The organism is Collinsella aerofaciens ATCC 25986, from assembly GCF_964237925.1.
Classification (GTDB): Bacteria; Actinomycetota; Coriobacteriia; order Coriobacteriales; family Coriobacteriaceae; genus Collinsella; species Collinsella aerofaciens_BJ.
The window spans coordinates 65,274-91,231 of record NZ_CAXSKI010000003.1 but is presented as its reverse complement, the minus strand read 5'-3'; the positions used below and the strand labels follow the sequence as shown (position 1 = coordinate 91,231).

The window sequence follows — 25,958 nt, the reverse complement described above, 5'->3', positions numbered from 1 at the left end:
ATGTTCTGTCCCAACTGTGGATTTGAGCTTGATGGCGATTTACGATACTGCACCGAGTGTGGCTATGCACTCGAAGATGCAAAGGCGGTGCTGAACTCTGCCAGCAACGAAGTGGCAGAAGAGCCTTCCGTTATCAATGAGGCTGCGGAAGAGATTTTCGCTAGTGACGAAACGGAGAAGGAGCCTTCCGCCGGTGCCGAGGCGGGGGAGGAAAAGTCGCCCGTGGAGAGCGAGCCCGTAGCGGACGAAGAAGACGACCAGCCCAAAGACGACGTGTCGTCCGGTGCAACGCCTTCGATTCCTGCCGTGCGCGCCGACCGGCCAAAACCGAGCAATCCGGTCGCCAAGCCCGTCGCGGCGCCAGCCCCTGTTCCTGCGGTGAATGCATCCGCACGGAAAAAGGAGCCCAAGGCGCTCTATATCGTTGGTATCGTCGTTGGTCTGGCGGTCGTTGCCATCTTTAGCTACCTGCTGTTCTTTGGCAAGTCCGGCGGCGACGTTGCCCATTACGGCCAGGACAAGGCCATCGTGGTGGTCCAAGAATCCAAGATCACCCCGACCGACGCAAAGGGCGAGAAGCTCAAGAAGTACTCGGTGACCCTGAACGGCGATAACGGCTACAGCACCAACGCTGAGGTTAAGGGTGACGAGGGCTTCACGGTAAGCCAGTTTCCCAATGTCAAACCGGGAAAATACACCCTTACCGTTAAGGACTCCAAGTCAAAAGTCGAGTGGAGCATTCCTGTCAAAGTCGTCGATAACTCTAAATCCGCTGATGCCGAAAAAGAGGTTTCCCTCGAGGTGCCTAAGGCCAACGAGGCCGATACAAAGACAGACGAAGGCGACAAGAAGGATGGAGGCACCGCTGCGGACAATACCGCTGCGTATGCCGCTTACAAGCAAAAGTGCCAGGAATACCTCGCGTGCTATGGAGAGCCACAAATTGTTGAGGTGACTGATTCTGTCTATGCGATGCGAGGGCTTTGTCTTGTCGACCTCGTTGATTTTGATCAGGATGGCCAGCCTGAGTTCTTGACCGTTTTGAACGGTATGAGCGATGACGAATTAAAGAGTGCTTGGAATGGAGATACAGAGGGACTTCAGAAGTCCTACACCGTAGAGGTTTGGTCGGCAGTTGATGGTGGCGTCAAGAGACTTTACAGTCAAAATTGGCTTGATAACAGCAACGGAGGAACGATGTTTCTTCCACTGATTAAAGCGGATGGCGGCAGCATCCTCGTAAGTCAAAGAACATATGAGATGAGCAATGCGATTACGGCATTGCTTGCTGGCAGGCAGGCTTTGGCCGGGGACAATACTTCGGTATATGGCAAGAAAGGCGATGTTTTTTCGCTTGTAGGCAACTACGAGTCCTGGGGAGTTGCGCCGAGCGAGGGCAATGGCTACGAAGGCTATTATGCGTCGGAGGGCAAGGAAATTTCCGAGACGGACTATAATGCCCTATATCAGCAATTTGGCTATGGGCACAATTACCGGACATACTACTTCCTTGATTTCTCGACCTCAGGTTTCGACTCTATTTCGGGGGAATCCCACGTCGATCCCAATCAAGTTGCGGAAGTCACCAAAGATACGCTCAAAAAGGTGGGAATCGAATAAAAACTGAAAGGGGCTTGGAAAACTGTTTCCAAGCCCCTTTCTTATAGTAGTCGCTCGAGCCCAACAAGCCTCACGCTGCCTGTTTGAGCCGCTCTATTTTGACACGCTTTGGTAAATCCACTCTTGCTAAACAAGTAGTACTGTTTGATCGACCGGCCCAGTAGCGCCCCGCGCCGCTCGAGTGTTTCAAGAACGTCAGTATCTACAGGCTCGTTTCTCCATTTGCACTCGCCAACGATGAGCTCCCCATCGGCGTCCTCAAGCACAACGTCAATCTCTTCTTGCCGGCGCGTGTTCGGGTTCGTGCCCCACCAAGAGCCGATTGCCTTGGGCAGCACATCCAGCTCGCTCTCAACAACCTGCCGCATCAACCACTGGCGGCACACTTCTTCAAATGAGGGACCCACAAAGGTGGACAAATCATGCTTGGCGATACGCGCGGCCACAGCGGCTCCGAGCCCCTCCTCAATTGTTCCCGCGTACTGTGGAACAAACCGATACCAAAACCTAAACAAGTTGTCGCAGATCCGATAGATTACTTGACGTTTTGTTGCATTTACAACAGGCGTGACGCGCTCAACGATTCGCAGCTCGATCAATGCGTCGAGCAGTCGCGCGACCTGTGGCGTTGCGAGGTGGGTAACATCGGCAATCTCTTTGGAGCGTACATAGCCGTTGGCAATGGCGGTTATGACGGCATTGTAGATAGCTGGGCTGCGGACCTCTTGCAGCAGATAGTTCTGGGGTTCGGCATACAAAAACGCATCTTGACGCAATAGCGCATGTTCAAGGTTCCATTGAGTGGAACGCGTGCCATCGAGCTGCGATAGATAGAGCGGCATCCCGCCAACAACGGAATACAGCTCGATGACCCGTTCGATGGGTGCATCGGGAAGCATGCGCGCCACGTCAAAGATGGTGAAGGGGTCAATGCGCAGCTGCATGGTGCGGCGCCCATAAAGAGGGCTTTGGTGTCCTAGTACCTGGTGTTCCATAAAGCTCATGGACGATCCGCAGAGTACGAGGAACAGCTTGCTCGTGTCTTTATGTCGATCGATAAGTGTTTGCAGGCACGACGAGACGCCCGGGTCGCTCTCGGCGAGGTAGGGATACTCGTCAATAATCAGAACGATTCGCTCTGTCTTGGCGTGTTCGAAGACGGATTCGAGTGCAACCTGGATAGAGGGGAACGCTGCTCTTGCGGCGCTATTGCCAAGTATCTCGCGGCTGAGCAGCGCGAGGTTTTCGCTTGCAACGGTTTGCTGCCCGGTAAAGAAGATCACATGGGGTTTGCCCTGTGTAAAGACGCGAAGCAGGCTGGTTTTACCCACGCGACGCCTTCCATAGACTACGGCAAACTGAAAGGAACCCTTTTGATAGGCGGTTTCCAGGGATTCAAGCTCTTCCCGACGTCCAACAAACATGATGTGCCTCGCTCATATACGTATTACTAACATATATATTACTAACACTTATATGAGCAACTTTTCACCCGTCAATCGGATGGCAAAGAAATGACAGCGTTTCTACTTAACGTGGCGCTTGAGTCTGGCATAGTCCTGAACCTGCTTTTTGCGCTTGGCGTTGAGGAGGTTGTTGAGGTCGAGCTTCTCGGCGGTGCAGCGTTTGAGTAGCTCGGAGCTGTCAAAGCCGTTTGACTCAATGTCTTCATCCAGATCGTGCTTGAGCTTGGTCCATTTGTTGAGCTGCGAGCGCACGTAGGCCGCGGGACGTTCTATTTCGTTGGCGATGTCGCGTACGCCGGCGCCCGTTCCAAACAACTCGCGTATCTTTGCCGTCTCCTTGCGCGTGCGCTCGTTTTTGGCATCGGTCTTGCATCGATCGCTGCAATAGTGCCGTTTGACGCCACGATGCCCGGCAAGTGAGTAGGCGCGTCCGCACTGCTCGCAATAGCCAATTTTGACGGTGCTCAGCTTACGCGAAAAATCAAACCAGAGCCATGAGAGATAGCTGTCAAAGGAGAGGAACCCTGTGGACTCGTTGCCCTGGAACACATCCACGTGCGCGCCCGAGAGATGCGAGATCACGAGCGCCTGTACCAAAGCGGTGAGTGCATCGCGGTCATCGTTGTCAAGTTCTTCGCGGCGCTCCTGGATATCTGCTTGAGGGTCGATTACATAGAAGCTCTCCTCGCTATTGTTAACCTTGAGTCGCGCTGAAATCTCCAAGCTGGAGTCTTCGTCCATGTAGAACATCGCCTGCAAAACACTGAAGTCATTGGCGGTGAGCTCGTGTTCAAAAGAGAGCACGTTGAGTGCAACGAGGGATTCTTCCTCGTCGATCATAAACATAAAGGCGTAGAAATATCCCGCATCGGATTCGATTTTGCGCACGATAGGCAGGCTTTTGAATGAGTCGGTATAATCTCCGCCCGCCCTCAGGATAGTGGTGTAGATCTTGAAGGATGACCCGTTTGCCGCGCAGGTCACCACTGATTTCTCGATTCTTTCCAATGCAGAGACCTTTGCGATGGTGCAGCTCCCGTTGAGGTATTCCTGGATGCGCATGGCAATAAGTGCTGCCATCGCGGCATTGGCCCAATCGCGTACGGATTCTATTGCGTGTTTGCCAAAAAGCGGCCCGGTCTGTTCGGCGTAATCAAGTACGCTAAAGAGGCTTGCGCGGAAGGGCTGCTCTTTAACGGCGGTGGGTTCGATGCATGATGCCAGCCTGATCAGATCGGCATGGCGCTCGCTGTGTGCGGGTCCTTCGTTGCTTTTGCTGCCGGCCAGCTCGGTGGGCATGTAGAGTTCAAAGACAAGCTGGGCCTCGCCAACGGGCCTATTGGGTTCGTTCTCTATGAGGTTGACTTTCTTAAACGGAATCGAACCTTCAACGGTGCGTATTTGGGAGAACTCAAACATTGTTACCCCTGTCTTTAGCTGCAGATTTAATAGCGTAGCACGTTTAGGAAAATTACCCGGTCAAAATCTCTATATCGGATAAACGACAAACCGTATCTTGTGATCGTCAAGAAAAGGGGTAACGAGAAAGGACCCGATTATGCATTGCAAACAGTGTGGAGCAGAGATTAACGACGGCGCCAAGTTCTGCGGCGTGTGCGGAACGCCTACGGTCGCGGCTGCGGCCAGCACAGCGGGAGATGCGATTTACGTCGAGGCCCGGCCAATTGAGAGCCAGTCTGTCGAGGCTCAGTTTCAAGCGGCGGAGGATGCAGAGGACGCTTCTTGCCTGCAAGATTCACTTCGCGAGTCCATCGGGTCCCTTGCGCGAGCGTCGGTGATTTCGTTGCTCTATGTGCTCTTTTTCAATTACGTGCTGGGAGGTGGCTCGCTGGGGCTCGACTATATGATTCCGCTGGCGCTGCTTCTGATTGGTCCCTGGAAGGTGATTATCTCGCTGTACCGCAGCGGTGTAAGGCTTCCCTTTGTCTATGGTGGCGGCATTATCGGTATCACGATTATGCTAATCGAGCTTGTGGTTCTCGTGGGTCTTCCTGTCGTGGTTCTGATGCTTTTTTACTGGTTGGGCAGCGTGATTCACGGAGCGGTTCCGGTTGTTCCCGAATTAGCACCGATGACGATGGTGGCACTTTGGCCTATCGTCTCGGTTGCCAACATCATCTTCAAGGCAATCAAGCTGCACATGGCTCGCGCCTAGCAAGTAGCCCGTCGCATGCCTTCCGCGTGGGGTCAGGCGAATTTGAAAGGTGAAGGAAAAGGTTTACAATCGAGCAAATTGTTCCTGGGCCTTTTCTGTTTGCAGGCTGCGGGCTATCGTTTCGATATGCTGAAGTTCTAGGGGGATTTATGTACTGCGCAAGCTGCGGGGCAAAGATCAAAGACGGGGCGCGATTCTGTTCCGCATGCGGAAAACCGTTGGATGTGGATGATGCGCCGGCGAATGCTCAGCAGCCGCTTCCTTCAGGTACACCAAAGGCGTCTGCTGATAGAAAAGCGACAAGCGATCCTGCTGCATCTCGCATAGAGAGCGCTTCTCCGGCGCCCTCTGATCATATGTCCTTTGCGGCCTTTATGATGCAGCGTCGGCAGATCGGCCGTTTTGCTGTGCCTACGTTTGTCACCATTCTTGCAGCAATCATCTTTACCGCTGGTGTCGCTTACGCCCTGGTCAAAGCTTACGAAGCCTTTGTGCTGCCTCAAACGCAGCAGCAGGAGCAGCCGGCTGCAGTCGAGAAGAAGTCGTCTAAAAAGAAGGTCGCGGCAACAAACAAGAAAGCACGCAGGGCTTACGAGGGCGTGGTTGCGCGTTACGAGGACTTTGCGAGCTATTGCGAGCGGAAGGGGGCTGGTGCTGCCAGCTACGACGACTGGGCCCAGGGACGCGGTGATGATTCTGGACTGGGGCAGATATTCGTTTATAACAACCAGACTGCCCCCGGCTTTTTAAGCTACTACTATGCTTTCGATGATTTGAATGGCGACGGAATTGACGAGCTGCTTGTTGGGTCTGTCGATGCGCAGAACGATATTTCGGCGATTGTGGGTGCCTACTGCTTTGTTGATGGAGCGGCCGTTTCGGTTATGCCTTCGTCAGAGATGGTTGAAGGCTCCAGCAATATGACAAATCAGTATGACGGTTTTATTGCTCAGGGTGAGAGCCAAGTCATTACTGTCTGTAAGGACGGCATCGTTAAATTTACTTGTAGTCAGGATTGTAGCCAGGCAGATTTCTATATTTCGCTTACTGCAAAGGGTCCTGAGGTCGTAGACGCGGCGCAAATTCAAAATAAGGAATTCGATAGGCAGAATGGCGTCTACTTGGTGAGGACCGTTGAGGATGCTGGCAAACCGCAGGAGTCGATGGTCCAGGGGCGTGAGGAAGCGTGCAAAATTCTTGACGAGCTCGCCGGGAAGTATCCGGAGGCCGACATTGAAATGCCATCCGCAAGCAGCGATATGTGGAAGGCATTCAAAGGGGCGGAGCCTTCGGAGAGCTCTTTGAAGGACGGTTCTGGCACTGCGGACGATCGATCTGGCGCATCTCAAGCACCATCTGAAGCGGCATCCGATAGCAGCGACGATGGGGAGGCCGCTGCGCGCGGCGATGGCGTGATCGCCGACATGGATGCGTTCATTGCAAACGCCAAGCGCGAGTTGATTGTGCCAGATGACGCCTCTATTACGTTCAAGGTCGCTGATAAGCCAAACTATTGGGAGGGGGCGGCAACGTACGTTTGGTACGTCGAGTTTTATAAAGACGGAAAGGTCGTAGCGTCTGCGGAATGCGGCTCTGAAGGGTACCCATGTCGGTCGATTATGGCCTATCACGAGAGCCGGTAACTTTAACCGAGCCGTTTTGGCATTACAGCGCGCGCAGCTCTTATACCTTTCCCCTTGTTCCATCCGACGAGTTTAGTTACGGCTAAAACGGCCGTTACGAAGAGCTGACCGAGAGGCCGAAGGCACTCGCCCGCTAAGCGGGTATGCCCCAAAAGGGTATCTGGGGTTCGAACCCTCCCGGTTCTTCGTCAGTTGACCAAAGGTGCGACATTATTACCGCTCATCGGGGGTGGCTAAATGAGATGACTTGAGGGCTATAATTAGCCAAGCTAAGTTGGGGACAGATTGAGGCGCACAGGCTTTCGATGCGCCTGTCGACTCGGCAGTTCGCAATTTATTAAACACGCGGAACGCGTGGTTTGGGATTAACGAAAGGAATCAGCATGTCACTGTTCCATAGCGATAACGAAAAGGAAGAAAAGCACAGCGGAATTCTCGGTGCCTTTTCTGTCGACAATATCAAATGGGAGCCTGGCAACGACGAAGATGCCTCGCTTGTCTCATTCCGCTATCCCTACGAGGATTTTCCCAACGGGTCCTATCTTCAGGTTGCGCAATCGCAGATTGCCGTTTTTACCAACAATATGGGGGCGGGCAGTTCTACTGACGCTACGGGTGCCGGCGATTCTCAGGTAAGCGTGTTTGTCGGTCCGTGCAAGATCAAGCTCGACACGGGAGACAGCCGATTCGCCCCGTTTCGCAATGCCGCCCATTCGCTTACCGGCGGTAGCTCGGCGTTCCATTCCGTTGTGTACTTTATCAATACTAACTACATGAACGAGCTGCGCTGGGGCACGACCGAGCCCATCATCGTCCAAGACCCTGAGGAAGACGTCAACGTTCATGTTCGCGCCTTCGGTTTGTTTGGCGCACATATCGAGCAGAATGACTCGAGCCTGGTTCCCATTCAGGTGAGGAAGTTCCTCGTTAAGGTCGTGGGCACGCGAGATCGCTATACGCGAGAAGAACTTACTTCCTTTATGCGGGCAAAAATCCTTGAGTATGTTCCTGACCTGCTTGCCAAGGCGATTGTTGACCAGGAGGTTTCCGTTCTTAAAATTGCGACGCATCTGAGCGACTTCTCGTCTCAGATGCAGGGCAAGCTCGTTAACTATTTCGATGAGTTTGGTCTCACACTCGATAACTTCTCGTTCAACAGCATCAAGCCCTTCGAAGAGGACCTTGCCGCCATCAACGAGATGAAGATCCAGCGTAAGCGGAGCATTCTCGAGGCACAGGGTAACGCTGCCCAGATGGACATCGAGTCCGAGGCACTTGCCAGGAAGCGTGCGCGCGAAGGCTACAACTATCAGCAGGAGCGCGGCATGGACGTAATGGAGAGTGCTGCGGGCAATGAGGGGAGTGCCGCATCGGGCCTCATGGGAGCCGGTATGGGACTCGGCATGGGCGTTGGCATGGGCGGTGCATTTGGAGCCGGCTTCTCCAACTTGGCCAACCAGACCATGGGCGCTGTTGCTCCCATGGTTGGAACGGCTTCCGCGTCCGCAGGTATGCAAAACGGTCCCGTATGTCCCAGTTGCGGAAACGTTAATCCGATGGGTGCTAAGTTCTGCCTGGAATGCGGACAAAAGTTCGAGCAGGGTGTTGCGTGTTTGGCGTGTGGGCATCTTAACCCGGTCGGTGCCAAGTTCTGCCTTGAGTGCGGGAACCGGTTGACCTCGCCAAGGTGCCCGAGCTGCGGAGCCGAGTTGCCCGAAGGGACCAAATTCTGCCCCAATTGTGGAACTAAGATCCAATAAGGAGAAACAAAGATGAACGGTTCTGTTAAACGTGTCATTTTAGGCGAGGCAATCGTCTTGGTGGCGTGGCTTGTAATTATGTTTGTCTGCCATAACGCGCTGATGAACCCTATCGTCTTTGCTATGTCGCTTGGCTTTGGGGTTTTGGCTTTTGCGGTGGCTTCGATTTCGGCTACCATGTCCGATAAGCAGTCCACGGTCAAAAGCACGACCGAAATCCATTATTTGCCGATTGCATTCAGCTGCGCCTATTTTGTTGTTGCCCTTCTTGCCAATACGTACTTTGCGTTTGTGGCGTATGGGTGGGGCGGCAGCATGATCCCGGTTGTCGCAAACGTTGCTCTTCTCGTTGTGCTTGTCCTTGTGCAGATGGGTCTTGGCTCCTATGCCCGCCGGGCAGACCAAAAGGTTGCCGCCGTCGCCGCAAAGACGGTTCAAACGGCGCAGTTCGGATTGTGTGTGGGGCAGCTTCTTGCCGTAGCGGAGGACGCTCAGGTTAAAGCCGAACTCAAAGCGCTCAAGGATGACATCTCCTTTAGTTCCAACATGTCGCAGCCCCATGTTCAAGAGATCGAGCGACAGTTCTCCGCCGCGCTTGAGGCGGTCTCGAATTCCATGAGTGCCGATGAGCCGGCAGATGTTACGGTTGGCCTTGTCCATGATGCGCGCAATATCTGGAAAAAGCGCAATGCGGCGCTGACCGCTGTCAAATAAGGGCTCGTGCTGCTTTTTGCCAGGGCACTTTGATGGTTGAAGTGGGGGAAGCTATTGGAAATCAACGGAATAACTTGCGAGGGCTGCGGCAGCACCGATGTCGAATTTGACCCCGCAACTCGAAAGGTTCATTGCAACCAGTGCGGTCGCGAGATGTACTATTCGCGGGCGCGTCTGGGGGCCACAGGCAAAATCGCGTTTGCCAAGGACAATGCCATCAAGTTTTTTAAGGGCGGCAACTTCCCGGAGGCCCGCAAATTTGCCGCAGACGTGCTCAATATGATGCAAGACAACGCGGCGGCACAGTTTATGGTTGCGTACTGCGATGAGTTTTGCGAAGGTCTTTCGGGTTCGATGACGGTTTTCTTTAAAAGGGCCGAAGATATCCCTCTCGAATATGACGAAGTGCGTGACTTGATCGACTTGTTTGAGTCGACGCTCTACAACATGCGTGACTTTGAGATTCAGATGGTATCGCTCGTGGTCGCCAATATGCAGAGCATGGAGGATCGGTCTCGACTTGAGAACTTTATCGATGCTGTGTGCCCGTTCTGCATAGCACGGTATGCTTCGGAAGACTTTATGACTGCAGAGCGGGAGAGTTTCTATCAAGATATTGCCGCCAACTGCAATATACCCAAAACGTGTCTCGCACTACTCAAGGGCATTAGAGAGAACCCCGGGTCCCCCTATAAAACTGGTTCGTTTGCGTTACGAAGAAGGACTTCGTACTTTTTCGAACACTATGTGGAGCCAGTCGGGCGCATCGTCAATTCGATGAAGGCAAGCCAATACAAGCAGAAGTTTCTTGTGGCCTATCAGCAGGTGTCCGAGCAATACCGAAGCATGGCCTCTCAATAAAGCAGATGGCGGGCGCTTGCTCGCTTAAAGCTATTGGATGATCTAAACGGTACAAACTGAAAGGTGGTACAGATGAGTGATTCGGGATTAGATACTGCCCTTATCGAGCGCAGGATCGCCGCTATTGGAACTAAAGTTGACCAGATGACCACGAAGGTCGATAAGGTCGAATCCCAAATGGAGGAAGTGCGGAAGGACCTTAAAAAGCTCCGAAAGGACTTTCTCGAGATGATGCTCGAGCAGCGTCGTACCGCCGCACTTGAGCAGGCGACTACGGAGCTCGTGAGCGTCCGGCAGGAGATGGACAAGAAGTTCGGCAACTACTCGGTGGTTCGAAACACCATGGTCGGTATTCTCCAGGCAACCGATGCAGCGCTCGTGCGCAAGGCGACGATTTCGACGGTCTCCGAGGAGTTAATGATCTCTACCCCGGACTACTGGCTGGCACCTGTCCTGGTTGCCCTTGCGGCATGGATCAACAACAACCGAGATCTTGCAGAGCGCGCAATACGCGAGGCTGTCAAACGTGACAACGAGCACACGTCGCTTGCGATGGCTCTGATCTGCAGACGTAATAACCGCACGGCTACGTGCTACGAATGGCTAGCGCGCTACTTCTCGACGCAAAACGCCGCCCGCATCGATGCCGATGCGATGGTCTACATCGATGCCTATATCAACGGCATCTTCGGAACCGACGAAAAGCACCTGTGCGACGACTATATGGCGGGTTGGATCGAGCAGATCAGAAATCAGAGCCCTGAGTTCGAGAATGAGCAGTCAGAGTCATGGGCGGAGTACTTTACCGGCTACGAGGAGGATATGAGCTCGAGGTATCCGGCGCTCAAGGTGGTGGTCAAGGAGTTTGACTACATCAATAAGTATCTCGGTAAAGTCGAGGCAATCGAGAGCATCTCCAATGACTTCGCCGACCTCAGAGCTTCTGATGTTGACGAGAGGACGCTTGCCGAGCAGGTTGACAGGCATTTGATGGAGCTCGTTAACTCCGATGACTCCAAGGAGCGAAATTTGCGCCGCCAGGAGGAGTATCTTCTTGCGGTCAAGGCATTTGGCGGAGACGTGGAGCGCGCCCGAGAGCTCGTCAATCGTCGCCGCGATGAGAAGCGTCAGCAGACGATGAACATCATCGACCAGATGACACGCTCGATGCGCGACCAGAGTGCGTCTGTGGATGTGCATAAGAAGAAGACTGCAATTCAGTTTTTGGGTTCCTATATCAACGGTGGTTTCAACCGGTATCGCAAGAGCGATATCCCCGAATTTCCGCAGGCGATCACCCTTGACTTCGACGGATGGACAAGCAGGGCGGTTACCGGCGATGAGGGCAATGCGCTGCGCGGCGATTATGTTCGCTATGTCGGTGAAGAGAAGAAAAAGGAGCTCGCTGAGCTTGATGTCAGGGTTGCGAAGGGCAACAAGAGCTACAAGATAGCGGCCGTTGTCCTCGCTGTTTTGGGAGTAGCTTTCTTTGCGTTTGTAAACCAGGTTATTGGCATTCTGCTACTTGCGGGGGCTGGCTATTGTCTAGTAAAGACGAGCCTCTCGGGCAAGCAGCGCACTGCGGAGGCAGAAGAGATTGAGGCCAAATACTCCAAACGCATCCAGGAAGGCTGTTCCGAGATCGATCTGGCGCTTAATCAGTGGAAGAGCGCGAAGGAAGCGGCGGCCGAGCGCAGCGACCTGCTTAAGCTCGATAAGGTTGCCTAGCCGATAGGATTGACTCGATAACCATGAATGGAGTGAAATAGATGACTGATGATGTGACTGATTTCGACCATAACGATGCTGCGATGCAGGACTTCGATGCATTGAGCGAGCTCGATAGTCTGTTTGAAGAGGACGAGCGACTGAAGCAAGCTGAGAACAATGTTTTGACTCAAAATCTCTCAGGCTTTGCAAACTGCTTTCCCGATTGGGATTTGCATCCGCCGGTAGCGTAGAAAAGCGCTTGAAACACAAGCTGCGATCATTTGGAAACATCGATGTTTCTGCGGGCTAGAAGCCATGGGGCTTTTGGCCCGCTGTCTTTCATATGCTGGTCGGCGGCATAGGGCATCAACCGTATTCTAGGTTCTTGGAAGCCAAGCCGACTTGCTTCGGATCGGGCGCTACACCAACATTTCTCGACACTACCAATCTGACAGGGCCTCGTCCGTGCTCGGGCGGGGCCCTTTTGTGTGGCCTAAAAGGTTTGCTATACTGCTAGCACGTAGGAAGGAGCCGCTATGGGTACGGCAATGGTGCAGCTCAACACACGAATCGATCCTATGCTCAAGGCTGGTGGCGATGCGGTCCTGACTCGCAATGGATTGGGGCCGAGTGATGCCATTCGCGCGCTTTGGGCCTATCTTGTCGAGCATCAAGCGTTGCCGGGATTTATGCTGGCGGATAAGCGTGAGCTGCCCCGCGCGAAGAGCCTTGCCGAGCAGGGGTGTGGGCTAGCTTTTTCCTCGTTGGGGCTAAGCGCTTCGGATTTTGCGCCAGCTGAATCGTCTGCGGAAGACTGGGATGCCGTATGCGATGATATGTATGACGCGATGATTGCCGACATGGAGGCGAATTGCCGATGATCGAGGCAAAGCGCCTGCTTGTGGATACGAATGTGTGGCTTGATTATTACCTGCAAGAGGGGGCATTCGACGAAGCGAAGCACCTGGTGGAGCTTGCCGAGGCGGGAAAGATTGACCTTCTGTACGCGCCAACGACGGCAAAGGATGTGTTCTACATTTTGCCTCGGCGTCTAGCTCGGCGGAACGCGAACGGAGTCAACGTGTCGTTTGCTCCGGCATCATGGGCCTGTATCGAGCATATGATGCAGGTGGCAACGGCTTCTCCGCTTTCGTTGGCGGAGTGCGAGATGGCACGAATGCTTGGCAAGCGTATGCCGGATCTTGAAGACAACCTCATCATCGCCTCGGGCGAGACGGCGGATGTTGACTATATGGTCACGAGTGACCGACGCATGCTGGAGGCAATGCCTGAGGTGTGCCTGACGCCTGCCCGTGCTCTCGAGCTGATTGGAATTCTCAACTGATCTTGCCCGTTTCGTTTCGCTATCATATTGAGCATTATGGCTCTCATGCAATTTTGGAGGACGGAATGGCGGATAACGAAGCGCTGTTTACGCCTGAGCTGGTGTTTTTTGATTGGGAGTGCGCGGCGCCGGATGAGGTGTTTGCGCAGCTCGAGGACGAGCTCGCCCCGCGCGGCTACATTGCGCCCGGTTGGCTCGACGCCGTCCGCACACGCGAGGGCGCTTATCCCACGGGGCTTGCCATGCCGGCGGCTAACATCGCTATCCCGCATACCGACCCGGGGTTTGTGGCTAAGCCCTATATTGCCGTGGTAAAGCCTGCCGCGCCTGTGACGTTTAACGCGATGGCGGGCATGGGCGCTCCGGTGCCGGCGCAGATCATCGTCAACCTGGGTATTTCCGAGCCGGGCGGTCAGGTCGAGGCCCTGCAGGCGCTCATGAATATCTTTATGGACGCCGACGCCGCAGCCGATGTTCTCGGCCAGACCACGCCCCAGGGCATGGTCGACGCCATCCGCCGCCACTTCTAAGGTGGCAGTTAGACCTGTCCCCTTTGCACCAAAATGGTGCAGATTAACCTGTCCCCCATGCACCAGGTGTGTCGCGGGGGCTGCGTTGTGACACAATGGCGTTTGTTCGATTCGTGATGCGAAAGGCCAAACATGGCAAACAAGAAAAAGAACCCCGAGGTCGCGCCGACGTCCGAGCAACGGTCCCGCGCCGCCTCCAGCTCTCGCAAGAAGCAGCGCAAGACCTATGTGTCCAAGACCGTCAAGATTGTCCTGGTGGTTATCGGCGTGCTGGCGATGCTGCTCTCCGTCTCGGCCATGGCGTGCTCCGGCCTGATGTCGCAGACCGAAAGTGCCAGCTCGGGCTATAAGCTTACTGGTGGCGTGGCTGCCACTATCAACGGCACCAACCTCACCGAGGACACCGTGACCAAGCAGATTATGAGCATGCGCACGTCCTACGGCTACACCAAGGACAAGGACTGGGCACAGTACCTGGTTGACAATGACCTCACGCCCAAGAAGTACCGCAAGCAGCTCATTGACTCCTACGCGCAGCAGATTCTGCTTCAGCAGGCGCAGAAGGAAAACGGCGTGACGGTGTCGGACAAGGAGGTCGAGAAGGCTTGGAAGGACGCGTGCAAGAGCGCGGGCGGCGCCAAGACCTTTAAGAAGACGCTTAAGACCTACGGCTACACCGAGGACACCTACAAGGATTCGCTCAAGGAGAGCCTGGCGCAGCAGAAGCTCAAGGATGCCGTGGCACCCACCAGCAAGCCCAAGGACAGCGAGATTGTCGATTACATCAATGAGAACCTGTCCAACTACAACGATGCCCGTCGTTCGTCGAATATCCTGATCAAGGTCGATTCTGACGCTTCCGACGAGGACAAAGCTGCCGCCAAGGCCAAGGCGCAGGAGTGCCTGGACAAGATCAACTCCGGCGAGCTGAGCTTTGAGGACGCCGTGGAGCAGTACTCCGACGATACCGGCTCCAAGGACAAGAAGGGCGATGTGGGCTGGGACAAGCTCACCACCTTCGTCGACAGCTACCAGGCGGCGCTCGAGGGGCTCAACAAGGGCGATGTGAGCGACGTCGTCGAGTCGACCTATGGTTACCACATCATCAAGTGCACCGACTACTTCCATGTCGATAATCAGGTCGATGACATTAAGCAGGTGCCCAAGGACATCAAGAAGTACGTCTCCAACGTGGTGAAGACGCAGGCGGCAAGCACCGCGTACAGCGAGTGGCTGGAGCAGTACAAGAAGGACGCCGACATCACCGTTAACCCCATGCCCAAGGACGTGCCGTACAACGTCAGCCTGAAGGGCGTCACCAAGAGTTCGACCGACAATTCGTCGACGACTGAGTAATCATGGGGCGGCGCTCGTGTGAGTGCCGCCCGCACTATTGAGGAGGATTTGCAGATGACCAACGAAGAGCTGCAGAAGGAAATGATCGCGGCCATGAAGGCCAAGGACAAGGTTCGCCTGTCTATCATTCGCCAGGTTAAGGCCGAGGTGAAGAACATCGAGGTCAACGAGCGTCGCGATGTGACCGAGGAAGACGTCAACAGCATGATCAAGCGTCTGATTAAGCAGACGAGCGAGACGCTGGAGATGTCCATCAAGGCCGGCACCGACCAGGAGCGTACCGACAACCTGACCGAGCAGGTCAAGATTCTGGAGAGCCTGCTGCCCGCGCAGGTTTCGGGTGAGGAGCTCGAGGCCCTGATCGAGCAGGTTATCGCCGAGCTGGGTGCCACGTCCAAGAAGCAGATGGGCCAGGTTATGGGTGCCCTGGGCAAGGCCACCGGCGGCAACTTCGATAAGCCGGCCGCAGCAAAGATCGTCGGAGCAAAGCTTGCGTAAGGGCCGAGCGGTACACAGTTGAGGCTGAGGGGGCGTGACCATTGCGGTCGCGCCCCTTTTTTGCTGGGCGGTGCTCATTGGGGACAGGCTTAAATGAGTGCCCAATGAGCGGGTACTCATTTAAACCTGTCCCCAATGAGTGGGTGGAAGGTTGCGGGTTCTTTACGGGAATGTAGTGTGGGCTGCGGAAACGTGGTTCTTTCCGTACAATAGTGCAATTCGTGTAAGCGCAGGAAGGGGACATTCATGGCAGACATGATCGAGATCAAGCATCTCAACAAGTACTTTGGCGACCTGCATGTGCTCAAAGATATCAATCTCACCGTCAAGCGCGGCGAGAAGCTCGTAATGATCGGGCCTTCCGGTTCGGGTAAGTCGACGCTCATCCGTTGTGTCGATTATCTGGAGGAGCCCACTTCGGGCGAGGTCGTCATCGACGGTACGCCGCTCACAAAAAAGAATCACCTGGAGATGGCTCGCAAGTATAGTTCCATGGTGTTTCAGCAGTTCAACCTGTATCCCAACATGACGGTGCTGGGCAACCTGACGCTCGCGCCCATCAAGCTGCAAAAGAAGAGCAAGGAGGAGGCGACCGAGATCGCCATTGCCGCGCTCAAGCGCGTCGGCATGGCGCATAAGGCCGGCGAGTATCCGCAGAATCTCTCGGGCGGTCAGCAGCAGCGCATCGCCATCGCCCGTGCCCTGTGCACCAAGCAGCCCATCATCCTGTTTGACGAGCCGACCTCGGCGCTCGACCCCGAGATGGTCCAGGAAGTCTTGGACGTTATGATTGAGCTCGCGCAGGAGGACATCACCATGATCTGCGTGACGCACGAGATGGGCTTTGCGCGCCAGGTGGCCGACCGCGTCATCTTTATGGAGGACGGCCGCATCCTGGAGGAGGGCACGCCCGAGCACTTCTTCGATAACCCCGAGAACCCGCGCTGCCGCGAGTTCCTGTCCAAGATTCTGCACTAGGTGCGGTGATGGACATGACGGATATGACGAGGGCGGCCGTGTCGCGCCGCCGCTTTTTGCAGCTGGCGGGCGCCGGCATGCTTGCGCTGACGGGGACCGCGCTTACCGGTTGCGGCAACTCCACCAGCGGCGAGGGCTCTGACAAGGGGTCCAAGCTTGCGGCCATTAAGTCGCGTGGCCATCTGAATGCCGGCGTTAAGAAGGACGTTCCCGGCTACGGCTATTACGACACTGCCAAGGGCCGCTTTGAGGGCATGGAAGTCGATTTGTGCTACCAGATCGCCGCTGCCGTCTTTGGCGTGAGCTACAAGGAGGCCCGCGCCCAGGAGCTTGTCGAGTTTACCGACGTAACGCCCAAGACGCGCGGCCCGCTGATCGATAACGGCCAACTCGACGTGGTCGCGGCGACCTACACCATCACCGACGAGCGCAAGAAGAGCTGGGATTTCTCGACGCCGTACCGCACCGACTACGTGGGACTCATGGTCAAGAAGCGTTCGGGCTTCACCTCGATTGAGGATCTGGACGGCAAGGTCATCGGCGTGAGCCAGGGTGCTACCACGCAGGGCCTGATTGAGCAGATGATCAAGGACAACGGCTTTAGCTGCAAGCCCGAGTTTAGGGCCTTTAGCGGCTACCCCATCATCAAGAGTTCACTCGACGCCGGCAATATCGACGTCTTTGCCATGGACCGCTCCACGCTGGCCGGCTACATGAACGAGACCGTTGAGCTGCTGCAGCCCGAGGTCAAGTTTGGCGAGCAGGGCTACGGCGTGGCGACCAAGAAGGGCTGCGACCTTTCGGCCGTGGTCGATCAGGTGATTTGCGATCGCCTGGCCGATGGCTGGCTCGATCAAGAGGTCAAGACCTGGGGTCTTGTATAGGCGCATCGTCCAAGGAAGGAATCAAATGCTCGAAGGATTGTTTGACGCCGACCGCTGGTCGACGACATTTCAAAACATGGGGCCCTTCTGGGAGGGCTTTGGCGTGACGCTGCAGGTGGTCGTTGCCGGCCTGTTGCTGTCCCTGGTACTGGGCACGCTGCTGGGTGTGTTCTCTACCACCCGTTCGCGTGTGCTGCGTGCCATAAGCCGCGTGTACGTGGAGTTTTACCAGAACACCCCGTTGCCCGTGCAGGTGCTCTTTATGTACATGGCCGGACCGCAGTTTTTGCAGGCCATAACCGGTGCCGACCAGCCGGTGCGCATCGCGCCGTTCGTGCTGGGCTTCTTGGGCGTGGGCCTGTATCATGCGGCCTACATTTCGGAGGTCATCCGCACTGGTATCGAGGCGGTTCCGCGCGGTCAGATGGAGGCGGCCCAGAGCCAGGGCTTCACCCGTGCGCAGGCGTACTGGTACATCGTGCTGCCCCAGACGTTCAAGATCATTTTGCCGCCGCTGTGTAACCAGGCGCTCAACCTGGTCAAGAACACGTCGGTGCTGGCGCTCGTGGCCGGCGGCGACCTTATGTACCGTTCCGACAACTTTGTGAGTCTGTACGGCTACCTGCAGGGATATATCGTCTGCTGCCTTATGTACTTCATCATCTGCTTTCCGCTCGCCATGCTGGTGCAGTGGCTCGAGCGCCGCTCAAAGGAGCGTCCGCGCGGTGTGAGCCTGGCCGAGCTGGGGCTCGACAACGTAGAGGAGGCCTAGCGCATGGAAATCTTCAACGCGACCAACCTGCTCTACATTTGGGGCGGCTTTGTTAAGACGATCGAGATCTCGGCGCTGTCGATCTTTTTCTCGCTCATCTTCGGCACGGTGCTGGCGCTCGTTAAAAGCTATGCGCCCCGCCCGGTCCGTATTTTGGTGAGCGCCTATATCGAGCTGTTCCGTTGCACGCCAAACCTGCTGTGGATCCTTTTTATCTACTTTACGGTGCAGGGTTTGGACATTGTGATTTCGACCATCGCCTTTACGCTGTTTACCAGCGCCGTTATGGCCGAGATTGTGCGCGGCGGCCTCAACTCGATTCCGCGCGGCCAGTTTGAGGCAGCGCAGAGCCAGGGCTTTGGCTTCTTTGCCACCATGCGCTACATCATTCTGCCGCAGACGTTTAAGACGATCATTCCGGCGCTGTTTAGCCAGTGCACGACTGTCATCAAGGACAGCTCGTATCTTTCGGGCATTAACGTGGCCGAGCTCATGTACACGGCCAACGTCGTGATGGCCCACGCGATCGATCTGTCGCAGGTGCTTATGCTCTACGGCCTGGTGTTTGCGATGTACTTTGTACTCAACTTTGGTATCTCGCTGCTGGTCCGCGCATATCAGAGGCGAATGGTGGCAGCGTAGAATGTGGCAAAGGGACAGTCCCTTTGTCACATAGAGAAAGGAATCGCGATGAGCGATCTGGAGAATAAGAAGAGTCCTGTGGTCATTACCATCGCGCGCGACTTTGGCGCCGAGGGCCACGAGATTGGTCGTATCCTCGCCGATGAGCTGGGGATTCCGCTGTACGATAACGAGCTGCTGGTGCGTGCTTCGCTGCGCGCGGGCGAGTCGCTCGACAAGATGGCCGCCTACGACGAGCGTCTGGCCGTGGAGAACATGGCGTTTCTGCCCGACCGCTACGATGCGCGTTCGTACTCGGACAAGTTGTTCCAAAAGATGAGCCAGGTGATTTTGGATCTGGGCGAGACCGAGAGCTGCATTATCGAAGGTCGTCTGTCCGATTACCTGTTGCGTAACAACCCCAACCACATTGCCGTGTTGGTGACCGCTCCCTTTGAGGACCGCGTCGAGATCGTGCGCAAGAAGCGTGGCCTTAACAAGAAGAAGGGCGCTAAGCTGGTTAAACAGCAGCAGAAGGCGCGTGAGGCGTTCTATAAGCGCTACAGTGCCGGTAAGTGGAAGATGACGAGCGGCAAGGACATCGTCGTCAACCGCGCCAAGCTGGGCCGCGAAGGCTGCAAGGACGTCATCGCCGCAGCCTACCGCTACAAGGTGGCCCAACTCGAAGGCTAGTCGACCAAAACCACCACAAAGGGGACAGGCACCTTTGTGGTGGTAGGGCGATCGGCATAGAAAAAGTCCCCGCCGGGCGTGTGCTCGACGGGGACTTTGCCGTTTGATGGCTAACGCTGTAGGTGATTACTCGCCCAGCAGGCTCTTGGTGATGGAGGCAGCGGCCTTCTTGCCGGCGCCCATCGCCAGAATGACCGTAGCGGCACCGGTGACGATGTCGCCGCCGGCCCAGATGCGGGGATCGGTGGTCTGGCCGGTCTCCTCGTCGGCGACGATGTAGCCCCACTTGTTGAGCTCCATCTTGCCACCGATCTTCTTTGCGAAGGGGTTGGCGTTGGTGCCGATAGCCGAGATCGCGACATCGCAGGGAATCTCCTCGATGGCGCCCTCGATGGGCACCGGGCGACGACGGCCGGACTCGTCGGGCTCGCCGAGCTCCATCTTCTGGACCTTGACGGCGCATACGGAGCCGTCCTCGCCAGCGACAAACTCGAGCGGGGAGACGAGCGGCAGAACCTCGACGCCCTCGGCCTTAGCGTGGTGCAGCTCGGCGCGACGGCAGGGCATCTCGTCCTCGGTACGACGGTAGGCGATGATGGCGTGCTCGGCGCCCAGACGCTTGGCGGTACGGACGGCGTCCATAGCCACGTTGCCGCCACCAAAGACGACGACGTTCTTGCCGTGCTTGGTGGGGGTGTCGTACTCGGGGAACTTGTTGGCCTTCATCAGGTTCACGCGGGTGAGGTACTCGTTGGCGAAGAAGACGTTGGGCAGGTTCTCGCCGGGGACGTTGAGGAACTTGGGCAGGCCAGCGCCGGTCGCCACGTAGATGGCGTCGAAGCCCTGCTCGAACAGCTCCTCGGCCGTGGCCATGTTGCCCACGACGGAGTTGTACTCAAACTTGACGCCCATGTCCTCCAGGCCGTCGATCTCGCGCTTGACGACTGCCTTGGGCAGACGGAACTCGGGGATGCCGTAGACCAGCACGCCGCCGCCGGTGAAGAAGGCCTCAAAGACGGTGACGTCAAAGCCGTTGCGGGCGAGCTCGCCGGCGCAGGTGATGCCGGACGGGCCAGAGCCGACGACGGCGACCTTCTTGCCGTTCTTGGGGGCCATCTTGGGCGTGGAGGCGAGCTCGGGGCGGTCACCCAGGAAGCGCTCGAGCTGGCCGATGGCCACGGGCTCGGATTTCTTACCACGGATGCACTTGCCCTCGCACTGGTTCTCCTGCGGGCAGACACGGCCGCAGATGGCGGGAAGCATGGAGTCCTCGCGGATGGTATCGAGAGCGCCGCCGAAGTCCTTCTCGCGGATCTGCTCGATAAAGCGGGGGATGTTGATGTTGACGGGGCAGCCCTCAACACAGAACGGCTTCTTGCAGTTGAGGCAGCGCTCGGCCTCGGCCAGCGCCATCTCCTCGGTGAAGCCCTTGTCGACGGGGCGGAAGTCGCAGGCGCGCTCGGCAGCCGGCTCCTCGTTATCGGGGGTACGGGGCGACTTCATATCGGCAACGAAACGACCGTTAACTAGTGGCATGCGCAGCTCTTTTCCTCATAGGCCTTGAGGGACTCGCCCTCTTCGGAACGGTAAGCGGCCTGGCGGGCACGAAGGTCATCCCAGTCGACCAGGGTGGCATCGAAGTCGGGGCCGTCGACGCAAGCGAACTTGGTCACGCCGCCCACCTCGACGCGGCAGCAGCCGCACATACCGGTGCCGTCAACCATGATGGGGTTGAGCGACGCGGTGATGGGGGTGTCGTACTTCTGGGCGGTGAGGGTCGAGAACTTCATCATCGGAACGGGGCCGACGCAGAAGACCTGGCTCACGGCCTTGTCCTGCAGCAGGCGCTCCAGCGGAGCGGTTACAACGCCCTGCTCGCCGTAGGAACCGTCGTCGGTAGTGATGTGGATGTGGTCCTCGTCGAGGAGCTCGCGGAACTGGTCCTCCATGAGCAGGAGGTCCTTGGTGCGGGCGCCCATGATGGCGTGCACCTCGTGGCCGGTCTCGACCAGGTGCTTGGCGACCGGGAAGGCAATTGCCAGGCCAACGCCGCCGCCAATGACGGCGCAGGGGCCCTCGGCCATCTCGGTGGGAACGCCCAGCGGGCCCACGACGTCGCGCAGCGACTCGCCGGCCTCGTAGGTGGAAAGCATTTCGGTGGTCTTGCCGATCACCATGAAGATGAACTCGACCCAGCCCTCGTCACCGTTCCAGCCGGCCAGGGTAAACGGGACACGCTCGCCCGTCTCGTTGGCGCGAACCATGAGGAACTGTCCAGCGTGCGCATGCTTGGCGATTGCAGGCGCCTCGATGCGGAACTTGAACACCTTCTCCGAGAACTGCGTCTTCTCCAGGATCTTATACATAGAACCCCTCTCTTGTTAGGGCCGCCGAACCGTGCCTCCACGGAAATGGACGGTAGCCCGAATAAAACCGTACGCGCACAGGCGTTGTGCAGACATACGGTGCAAATTATACCCTCATGGACATGTCACTTACGTGTGTCTTCGGCGGTTGGGAGCAGGGTTTATCCACTTTGGCCTTCCAAAGGGGGAGAGGTTTATTTTGGTCGGTTTTATCAGGTAAAACGGCAAATGGGGCCGACCTCGCACATCGGTGAGACCGGCCCCCATTGGAGCGCTGCATATGTAAGGCGGCACAGGGTTTATTGCGGTGCGGCCGCTGCGGTGTTTCCGTATACAGAACCTGCCAAAATAAACCTGTCTCTAAATAGTAGGTTCTAGTGCTTGCCGTTGGCGGAAGCGGCGCCGTTTACGTGATCGCGGGCGTAGATTACGCCGTGGACGATGGCCAGACCGGCGGCATCTGCGGCGCGGGCGCAGGTGTCCTGGAAATCCTCGGCCTCGCGGGCGCGCAGCTGCTTAAGAACGTAGTCGGCGACGGCCATCTTGCCGGGAGGGTTGCCGATGCCGGTGCGGATGCGGCTGAAGTCGCGGCTGCCCATCTTGTCGATGATGGAGCGCAGGCCGTTGTGACCGGCATGGCCTCCGCCCACCTTGACGCGTACGTCACCGGCGGGAATGTCGAGCTCGTCGTGGATGACGAGCAGCTCCTCGGTCTTGATCTTGTACTCGCGGCAGAGCTTGGAGATGGGCCCGCCCGAGGTGTTCATGTACGACTGCGGCTTGACCAGCACAATCTGGCGCTTACCGCCCTCTTCCTCGGGATCGTTGATGTTGATGAGCGCGACCTCGGCGCCGGCTTGGTTTTTCCAGTACGTGACGCCGGCCTGACGGGCCAGCTCGTCGATCGCCTTAAAGCCGGCGTTGTGGCGGGTCTCGGCATATTCCTCGCCCGGGTTGCCAAGCCCGGCAACCATGCGAATCTTAAGCGGCTGTGCAGCTGCCATATTTGTCCTTCCGTTACACAAATAGTTCAATCAACGACAAAGGCTACCACGCCCGCCGAAGGCGAGGCTTTGCTTCAGCGAAATCCCACCAGACAAAAGCGCGTCCGCGGCAGAGCGAGCCGTCGGAACAGAAGAAACCCCCGCGCGACCTTTGCGAAGCAAGGGGGAGCGCGGGGGTTTCTTCTGTTCCGACGGCGATGCGCCGGGTTACAAGGACGATGCGACTACAGCGCGAAGTCGCCGCCGACGAGCGTGGAGACGGGCTCCTCGTGGTAAACGGCGGAGATGGCCTGAGCGAACTCCTCGGCGACCGAGATGGTCTTGATCTTGCCGCCGACCTCGACAGGAATGGCGTCGGTGACGAGGCACTCGACGATCGGGGCGTCGTTCAGACGCTCGATGGCCGGACCGGAGAAGATGCCGTGGGTGGCGCAGACGTAGATGTCGCCAGCGCCCATAGCCTTGAGCTCCTTGACGTTGGCGCACAGGGTGCCAGCGGTGTCGATCATGTCGTCGTTGATGATGCAGGTCTTGCCCTTGATGTCACCGATGATGCCCATGACCTCGGCGGCGTTGTGGCGCGGACGGCCCTTGTGGGCGATGGCCAGGTCGCAGCCGAGCATGTCGGACAGCTTCTTGGCGGCCTTGGCGCGACCCACGTCGGGGGAGACGACAACCAGGTTGTCGGTGTCGAAGTGCATGTCGTTGTAGTACTGGCCAAACAGCGGCAGCGCGGACAGGTGGTTAACCGGGATATCAAAGAAGCCCTGGATCTGGCCCTGGTGCAGGTCGAGGGTGATGATGCGATTGACGCCGGCGCGCTCGAGCAGGTTGGCGACGAGGCGGGCGGTGATGGGCTCGCGCGGGCCGGCCTTGCGGTCCTGGCGGGCATAGCCGTAGTGGGTGATAACGGCGGTGATGGAGCGGGCGGATGCGCGCTTGGCAGCGTCGGTGGCGATGAGCAGCTCCATGAGCATGTCGTTGACGTTGCCGCCGGCCACGGACTGAATCAGGAAGACGTCGGCGCCGCGGACGGTCTCGTCGTAGCGGGCGTAAATCTCACCATTGGCGAACTGCTTTAGCGTAAGGCCCGAAAGCTCGACCCCAAGGTACTCAGCAATCTTCTGAGCGAGGGGACGGTTGGAGGAACCGGAATACACGCGGATGGACTTGCGCATATTCTCCGACTTCTCGGGATCATTAATCGGCATTACCCTTCTCCTTTATATATCGAATGCCATATAGATGCCTTTTTGCATTGTAACCGCGCGACGGGGTTTATCGAGTCTTGATAACGTCTTTACCGTCAACGGACACGAACCGACCACTCATCCGGCCGCGCAGGTCAGCATAGAAAAAGGAGCCGTCCCCACGGAAGCGGCTCCTTAGATGCTTGGTAAAACGTTATACCTCGTCGTCCTCGTGCAGGCGGCGGCGATAATCGGCGGCCCAGCCCTCAATATTTACCTGACGGGCGCGGCCCAGACCGAGTGCGTCTGCCGGGACCGGCTCAGTGATGACGGAGCCGGCGGCCACGAGCGCGCCGTCGCCAATCTGGGCGGGCGCGACCATCATGGTATCGGAACCGATGAAGGCATCCTTGCCGATGACGGTTTTGTGCTTGTGTACGCCGTCGTAGTTGCAGGTGATGGAGCCGGCGCCCACGTTGACGCCGGAGCCCATGGTCGTGTCGCCGATGTAGGACAGGTGCGGCACCTTGGAGCCCTCGCCGATCGTGGACTTCTTGATCTCCACGTGCGTGCCGGCCTTGGAGCCGTCGAGCATGTGGGTACCCGGGCGCAGGTAGGCGCGCGGGCCGCAGTCGACGCCGTTCTCGATGACGGCCTCGATGGCGATGGTCTCATCGATGGTGCAGCCGCTGCCGACGGTGGTGTCGGTGAGACGGCTGTTGGGGCCGAGCTGGCACTCCTCGCCCACGGTGACGTGGCCGATCAGGTGCGTCTGAGGCCACACGACGGTGTCGCGGCCGATAACGGCATCGGGGCCGATCCAGGCCTGCGTGGGGTCGATGAAGGTAACGCCCTCGGCCATCCAGTGCTCGTTGATGCGGTCGCGCGCGATGGCGGTGAGCTGCGCGAGCTGGATGCGGCTGTTGACGCCCAGACCGTCGCGGTAGTCATCGCAGTGGAAGATGGAGACCGCCTGGCCGTGACCCTTGAGGATCTCGAGCATGTCGGGCAGGTAGTACTCGGACTGCGCGTTGTCGTTGCCGATCTCGTCAATGTGTGCGGCGAGCTGCGCGCCGTCGAAGGCGTAGCAGCCGGCATTGCACTCGAGCAGCGTGGCGGCCTGCTCGGGCGTGCAGTCCTTCTGCTCGATGATGCGCTCAATCTGGCCGTCGGCGCCCAGCTTGATGCGGCCGTAACCGAAGGGGTCGGGCGGGGTCATGGTCATGACGGTGCAGGCGAGCTCGCCGGTAGCGACGGTCTGCGCGAACTTGGCGACGGTGTCGGCGGTGATGAGCGGCAGGTCGCCGTTGAGCACGACGACGGGGCCTTGCGTGATGCCGCAGGCCTCGAGTGCGACCTTTACGGCGTGGCCGGTGCCCAGGCGCTCGGTCTGCTCGACGCACTCGACCTTGGTGGCACTGTTGGCGTAGACGCCGTCGATAAGGGCGCGCATCTCGTCGGCGTGGCTGCCGATGACGACCACGACGCGGCTGCAGCCGGCCTTGATGGTGGCGTCGACGATCCACTGGACCATGGGCTTACCCAGGATCTTGTGCGAAACCTTGCAGTGGTTCGACTTCATGCGGGTGCCCTCGCCGGCGGCGAGGATAATTGCGGTTGCGTCCATGTGATCTCCTGTTACGTTATAGAGACGTGCGTTTGGAAACGATACACGGCACAATATGATACCGCAGGCATATGATGAGCGCGTAACGATTGATGCGTGGCGGCCGATGTCGCTGCCGCCGGCGTGGTGTTTGCGCTGGTTGTG

At 57.3% G+C, this 25,958-nt stretch carries 25 protein-coding genes; 18 read left to right on the top strand and 7 right to left on the bottom strand.

Translation table 11 applies throughout. The features are described from left to right. Positions 1 to 1,620, top strand: a complete 1,620-nt coding sequence (locus ACESWY_RS02330; protein WP_373092682.1) for a hypothetical protein — start codon at positions 1 to 3, stop codon at positions 1,618 to 1,620. 41 nt (positions 1,621 to 1,661) lie between these two features. Here the strand turns inward: ACESWY_RS02330 and ACESWY_RS02325 are convergent, their stop codons facing one another. Further along, positions 1,662 to 3,044 carry an ATP-binding protein gene (locus tag ACESWY_RS02325; RefSeq protein ID WP_373092684.1) on the bottom strand — a complete coding sequence of 461 codons (1,383 nt, stop codon included), beginning with the start codon at positions 3,042 to 3,044 and terminating at the stop codon, positions 1,662 to 1,664. Between the two features lie 102 nt (positions 3,045 to 3,146). Further along, the gene (locus ACESWY_RS02320; protein WP_373092686.1) at positions 3,147 to 4,505 is read right to left on the bottom strand and encodes a hypothetical protein; all 1,359 of its coding nucleotides are present in this window, start codon (positions 4,503 to 4,505) and stop codon (positions 3,147 to 3,149) included. Positions 4,506 to 4,644: 139 nt separating this feature from the next. Between ACESWY_RS02320 and ACESWY_RS02315 the strand changes: the two genes are divergently transcribed. From ACESWY_RS02315 to ACESWY_RS02235, 17 genes are all read left to right on the top strand, one after another. Then, complete coding sequence (locus tag ACESWY_RS02315; RefSeq protein ID WP_373092687.1) at positions 4,645 to 5,262, top strand: zinc ribbon domain-containing protein; 618 nt, start codon at positions 4,645 to 4,647, stop codon at positions 5,260 to 5,262. 149 nt (positions 5,263 to 5,411) lie between these two features. After that, positions 5,412 to 6,905 (top strand): zinc ribbon domain-containing protein, encoded by a 1,494-nt coding sequence (locus tag ACESWY_RS02310; RefSeq protein WP_373092689.1) that lies wholly within the window; start codon positions 5,412 to 5,414, stop codon positions 6,903 to 6,905. Positions 6,906 to 7,288: 383 nt separating this feature from the next. Then, positions 7,289 to 8,665 (top strand): SPFH domain-containing protein, encoded by a 1,377-nt coding sequence (locus tag ACESWY_RS02305; protein WP_373092691.1) that lies wholly within the window; start codon positions 7,289 to 7,291, stop codon positions 8,663 to 8,665. 12 nt (positions 8,666 to 8,677) lie between these two features. Continuing rightward, positions 8,678 to 9,379 (top strand): hypothetical protein, encoded by a 702-nt coding sequence (locus tag ACESWY_RS02300; RefSeq protein ID WP_373092693.1) that lies wholly within the window; start codon positions 8,678 to 8,680, stop codon positions 9,377 to 9,379. Positions 9,380 to 9,433: 54 nt separating this feature from the next. After that, the gene (locus ACESWY_RS02295) at positions 9,434 to 10,240 is read left to right on the top strand and encodes a hypothetical protein (protein WP_373092695.1); all 807 of its coding nucleotides are present in this window, start codon (positions 9,434 to 9,436) and stop codon (positions 10,238 to 10,240) included. A 72-nt stretch (positions 10,241 to 10,312) separates the two neighbouring features. Continuing rightward, positions 10,313 to 11,968, top strand: coding sequence for a hypothetical protein (locus ACESWY_RS02290; RefSeq protein WP_373092697.1), 1,656 nt, complete (start codon positions 10,313 to 10,315; stop codon positions 11,966 to 11,968). A 41-nt stretch (positions 11,969 to 12,009) separates the two neighbouring features. Then, complete coding sequence (locus tag ACESWY_RS02285) at positions 12,010 to 12,201, top strand: hypothetical protein (protein ID WP_373092699.1); 192 nt, start codon at positions 12,010 to 12,012, stop codon at positions 12,199 to 12,201. A gap of 285 nt (positions 12,202 to 12,486) precedes the next feature. After that, positions 12,487 to 12,831, top strand: coding sequence for a type II toxin-antitoxin system RelB/DinJ family antitoxin (locus ACESWY_RS02280; RefSeq protein ID WP_373092701.1), 345 nt, complete (start codon positions 12,487 to 12,489; stop codon positions 12,829 to 12,831). After that, positions 12,828 to 13,295 carry a PIN domain-containing protein gene (locus ACESWY_RS02275; RefSeq protein WP_373092703.1) on the top strand — a complete coding sequence of 156 codons (468 nt, stop codon included), beginning with the start codon at positions 12,828 to 12,830 and terminating at the stop codon, positions 13,293 to 13,295. The genes ACESWY_RS02280 and ACESWY_RS02275 overlap by 4 nt, the downstream gene beginning before the upstream one ends. Positions 13,296 to 13,360: 65 nt before the next feature. Continuing rightward, positions 13,361 to 13,825 carry a PTS sugar transporter subunit IIA gene (locus ACESWY_RS02270; RefSeq protein ID WP_373092705.1) on the top strand — a complete coding sequence of 155 codons (465 nt, stop codon included), beginning with the start codon at positions 13,361 to 13,363 and terminating at the stop codon, positions 13,823 to 13,825. A 132-nt stretch (positions 13,826 to 13,957) separates the two neighbouring features. Beyond that, positions 13,958 to 15,181, top strand: coding sequence for a peptidylprolyl isomerase (locus tag ACESWY_RS02265; RefSeq protein ID WP_271746726.1), 1,224 nt, complete (start codon positions 13,958 to 13,960; stop codon positions 15,179 to 15,181). 54 nt (positions 15,182 to 15,235) lie between these two features. Then, on the top strand, positions 15,236 to 15,679 hold the full coding sequence (locus tag ACESWY_RS02260) for a GatB/YqeY domain-containing protein (protein WP_006235801.1): 444 nt from the start codon (positions 15,236 to 15,238) through the stop codon (positions 15,677 to 15,679). A 246-nt stretch (positions 15,680 to 15,925) separates the two neighbouring features. After that, complete coding sequence (locus ACESWY_RS02255; protein WP_022094215.1) at positions 15,926 to 16,657, top strand: amino acid ABC transporter ATP-binding protein; 732 nt, start codon at positions 15,926 to 15,928, stop codon at positions 16,655 to 16,657. An 8-nt stretch (positions 16,658 to 16,665) separates the two neighbouring features. Next, a complete protein-coding gene (locus ACESWY_RS02250; protein ID WP_373092709.1) occupies positions 16,666 to 17,541 on the top strand; it encodes a transporter substrate-binding domain-containing protein in 876 nt (291 codons plus the stop codon). 25 nt (positions 17,542 to 17,566) lie between these two features. Next, complete coding sequence (locus tag ACESWY_RS02245; RefSeq protein WP_035136546.1) at positions 17,567 to 18,313, top strand: amino acid ABC transporter permease; 747 nt, start codon at positions 17,567 to 17,569, stop codon at positions 18,311 to 18,313. Between the two features lie 3 nt (positions 18,314 to 18,316). Beyond that, positions 18,317 to 18,955, top strand: coding sequence for an amino acid ABC transporter permease (locus ACESWY_RS02240; RefSeq protein WP_373092711.1), 639 nt, complete (start codon positions 18,317 to 18,319; stop codon positions 18,953 to 18,955). Positions 18,956 to 19,003: 48 nt separating this feature from the next. Next, a complete protein-coding gene (locus ACESWY_RS02235; protein WP_148331746.1) occupies positions 19,004 to 19,627 on the top strand; it encodes a cytidylate kinase-like family protein in 624 nt (207 codons plus the stop codon). Between the two features lie 126 nt (positions 19,628 to 19,753). Here the strand turns inward: ACESWY_RS02235 and gltA are convergent, their stop codons facing one another. From gltA to glmU, 5 genes are all read right to left on the bottom strand, one after another. Next, positions 19,754 to 21,163, bottom strand: a complete 1,410-nt coding sequence (gene gltA, locus ACESWY_RS02230; protein WP_006235794.1) for an NADPH-dependent glutamate synthase — start codon at positions 21,161 to 21,163, stop codon at positions 19,754 to 19,756. Further along, positions 21,154 to 21,993: a sulfide/dihydroorotate dehydrogenase-like FAD/NAD-binding protein gene (locus tag ACESWY_RS02225; RefSeq protein WP_006235793.1), complete on the bottom strand. Its 840-nt coding sequence runs from the start codon at positions 21,991 to 21,993 to the stop codon at positions 21,154 to 21,156. Before ACESWY_RS02225 ends, gltA begins: the two co-directional genes overlap by 10 nt. 374 nt (positions 21,994 to 22,367) lie before the next feature. After that, positions 22,368 to 22,997, bottom strand: coding sequence for an aminoacyl-tRNA hydrolase (gene pth, locus ACESWY_RS02220; RefSeq protein WP_373092715.1), 630 nt, complete (start codon positions 22,995 to 22,997; stop codon positions 22,368 to 22,370). 224 nt (positions 22,998 to 23,221) lie between these two features. Beyond that, entirely contained in the window at positions 23,222 to 24,208 is a 987-nt protein-coding gene (locus ACESWY_RS02215) for a ribose-phosphate diphosphokinase (RefSeq protein WP_022094252.1), read from the bottom strand. Between the two features lie 193 nt (positions 24,209 to 24,401). Next, on the bottom strand, positions 24,402 to 25,814 hold the full coding sequence (gene glmU / locus ACESWY_RS02210; protein WP_148331745.1) for a bifunctional UDP-N-acetylglucosamine diphosphorylase/glucosamine-1-phosphate N-acetyltransferase GlmU: 1,413 nt from the start codon (positions 25,812 to 25,814) through the stop codon (positions 24,402 to 24,404). Between the last annotated feature and the right edge of the window lie 144 nt (positions 25,815 to 25,958).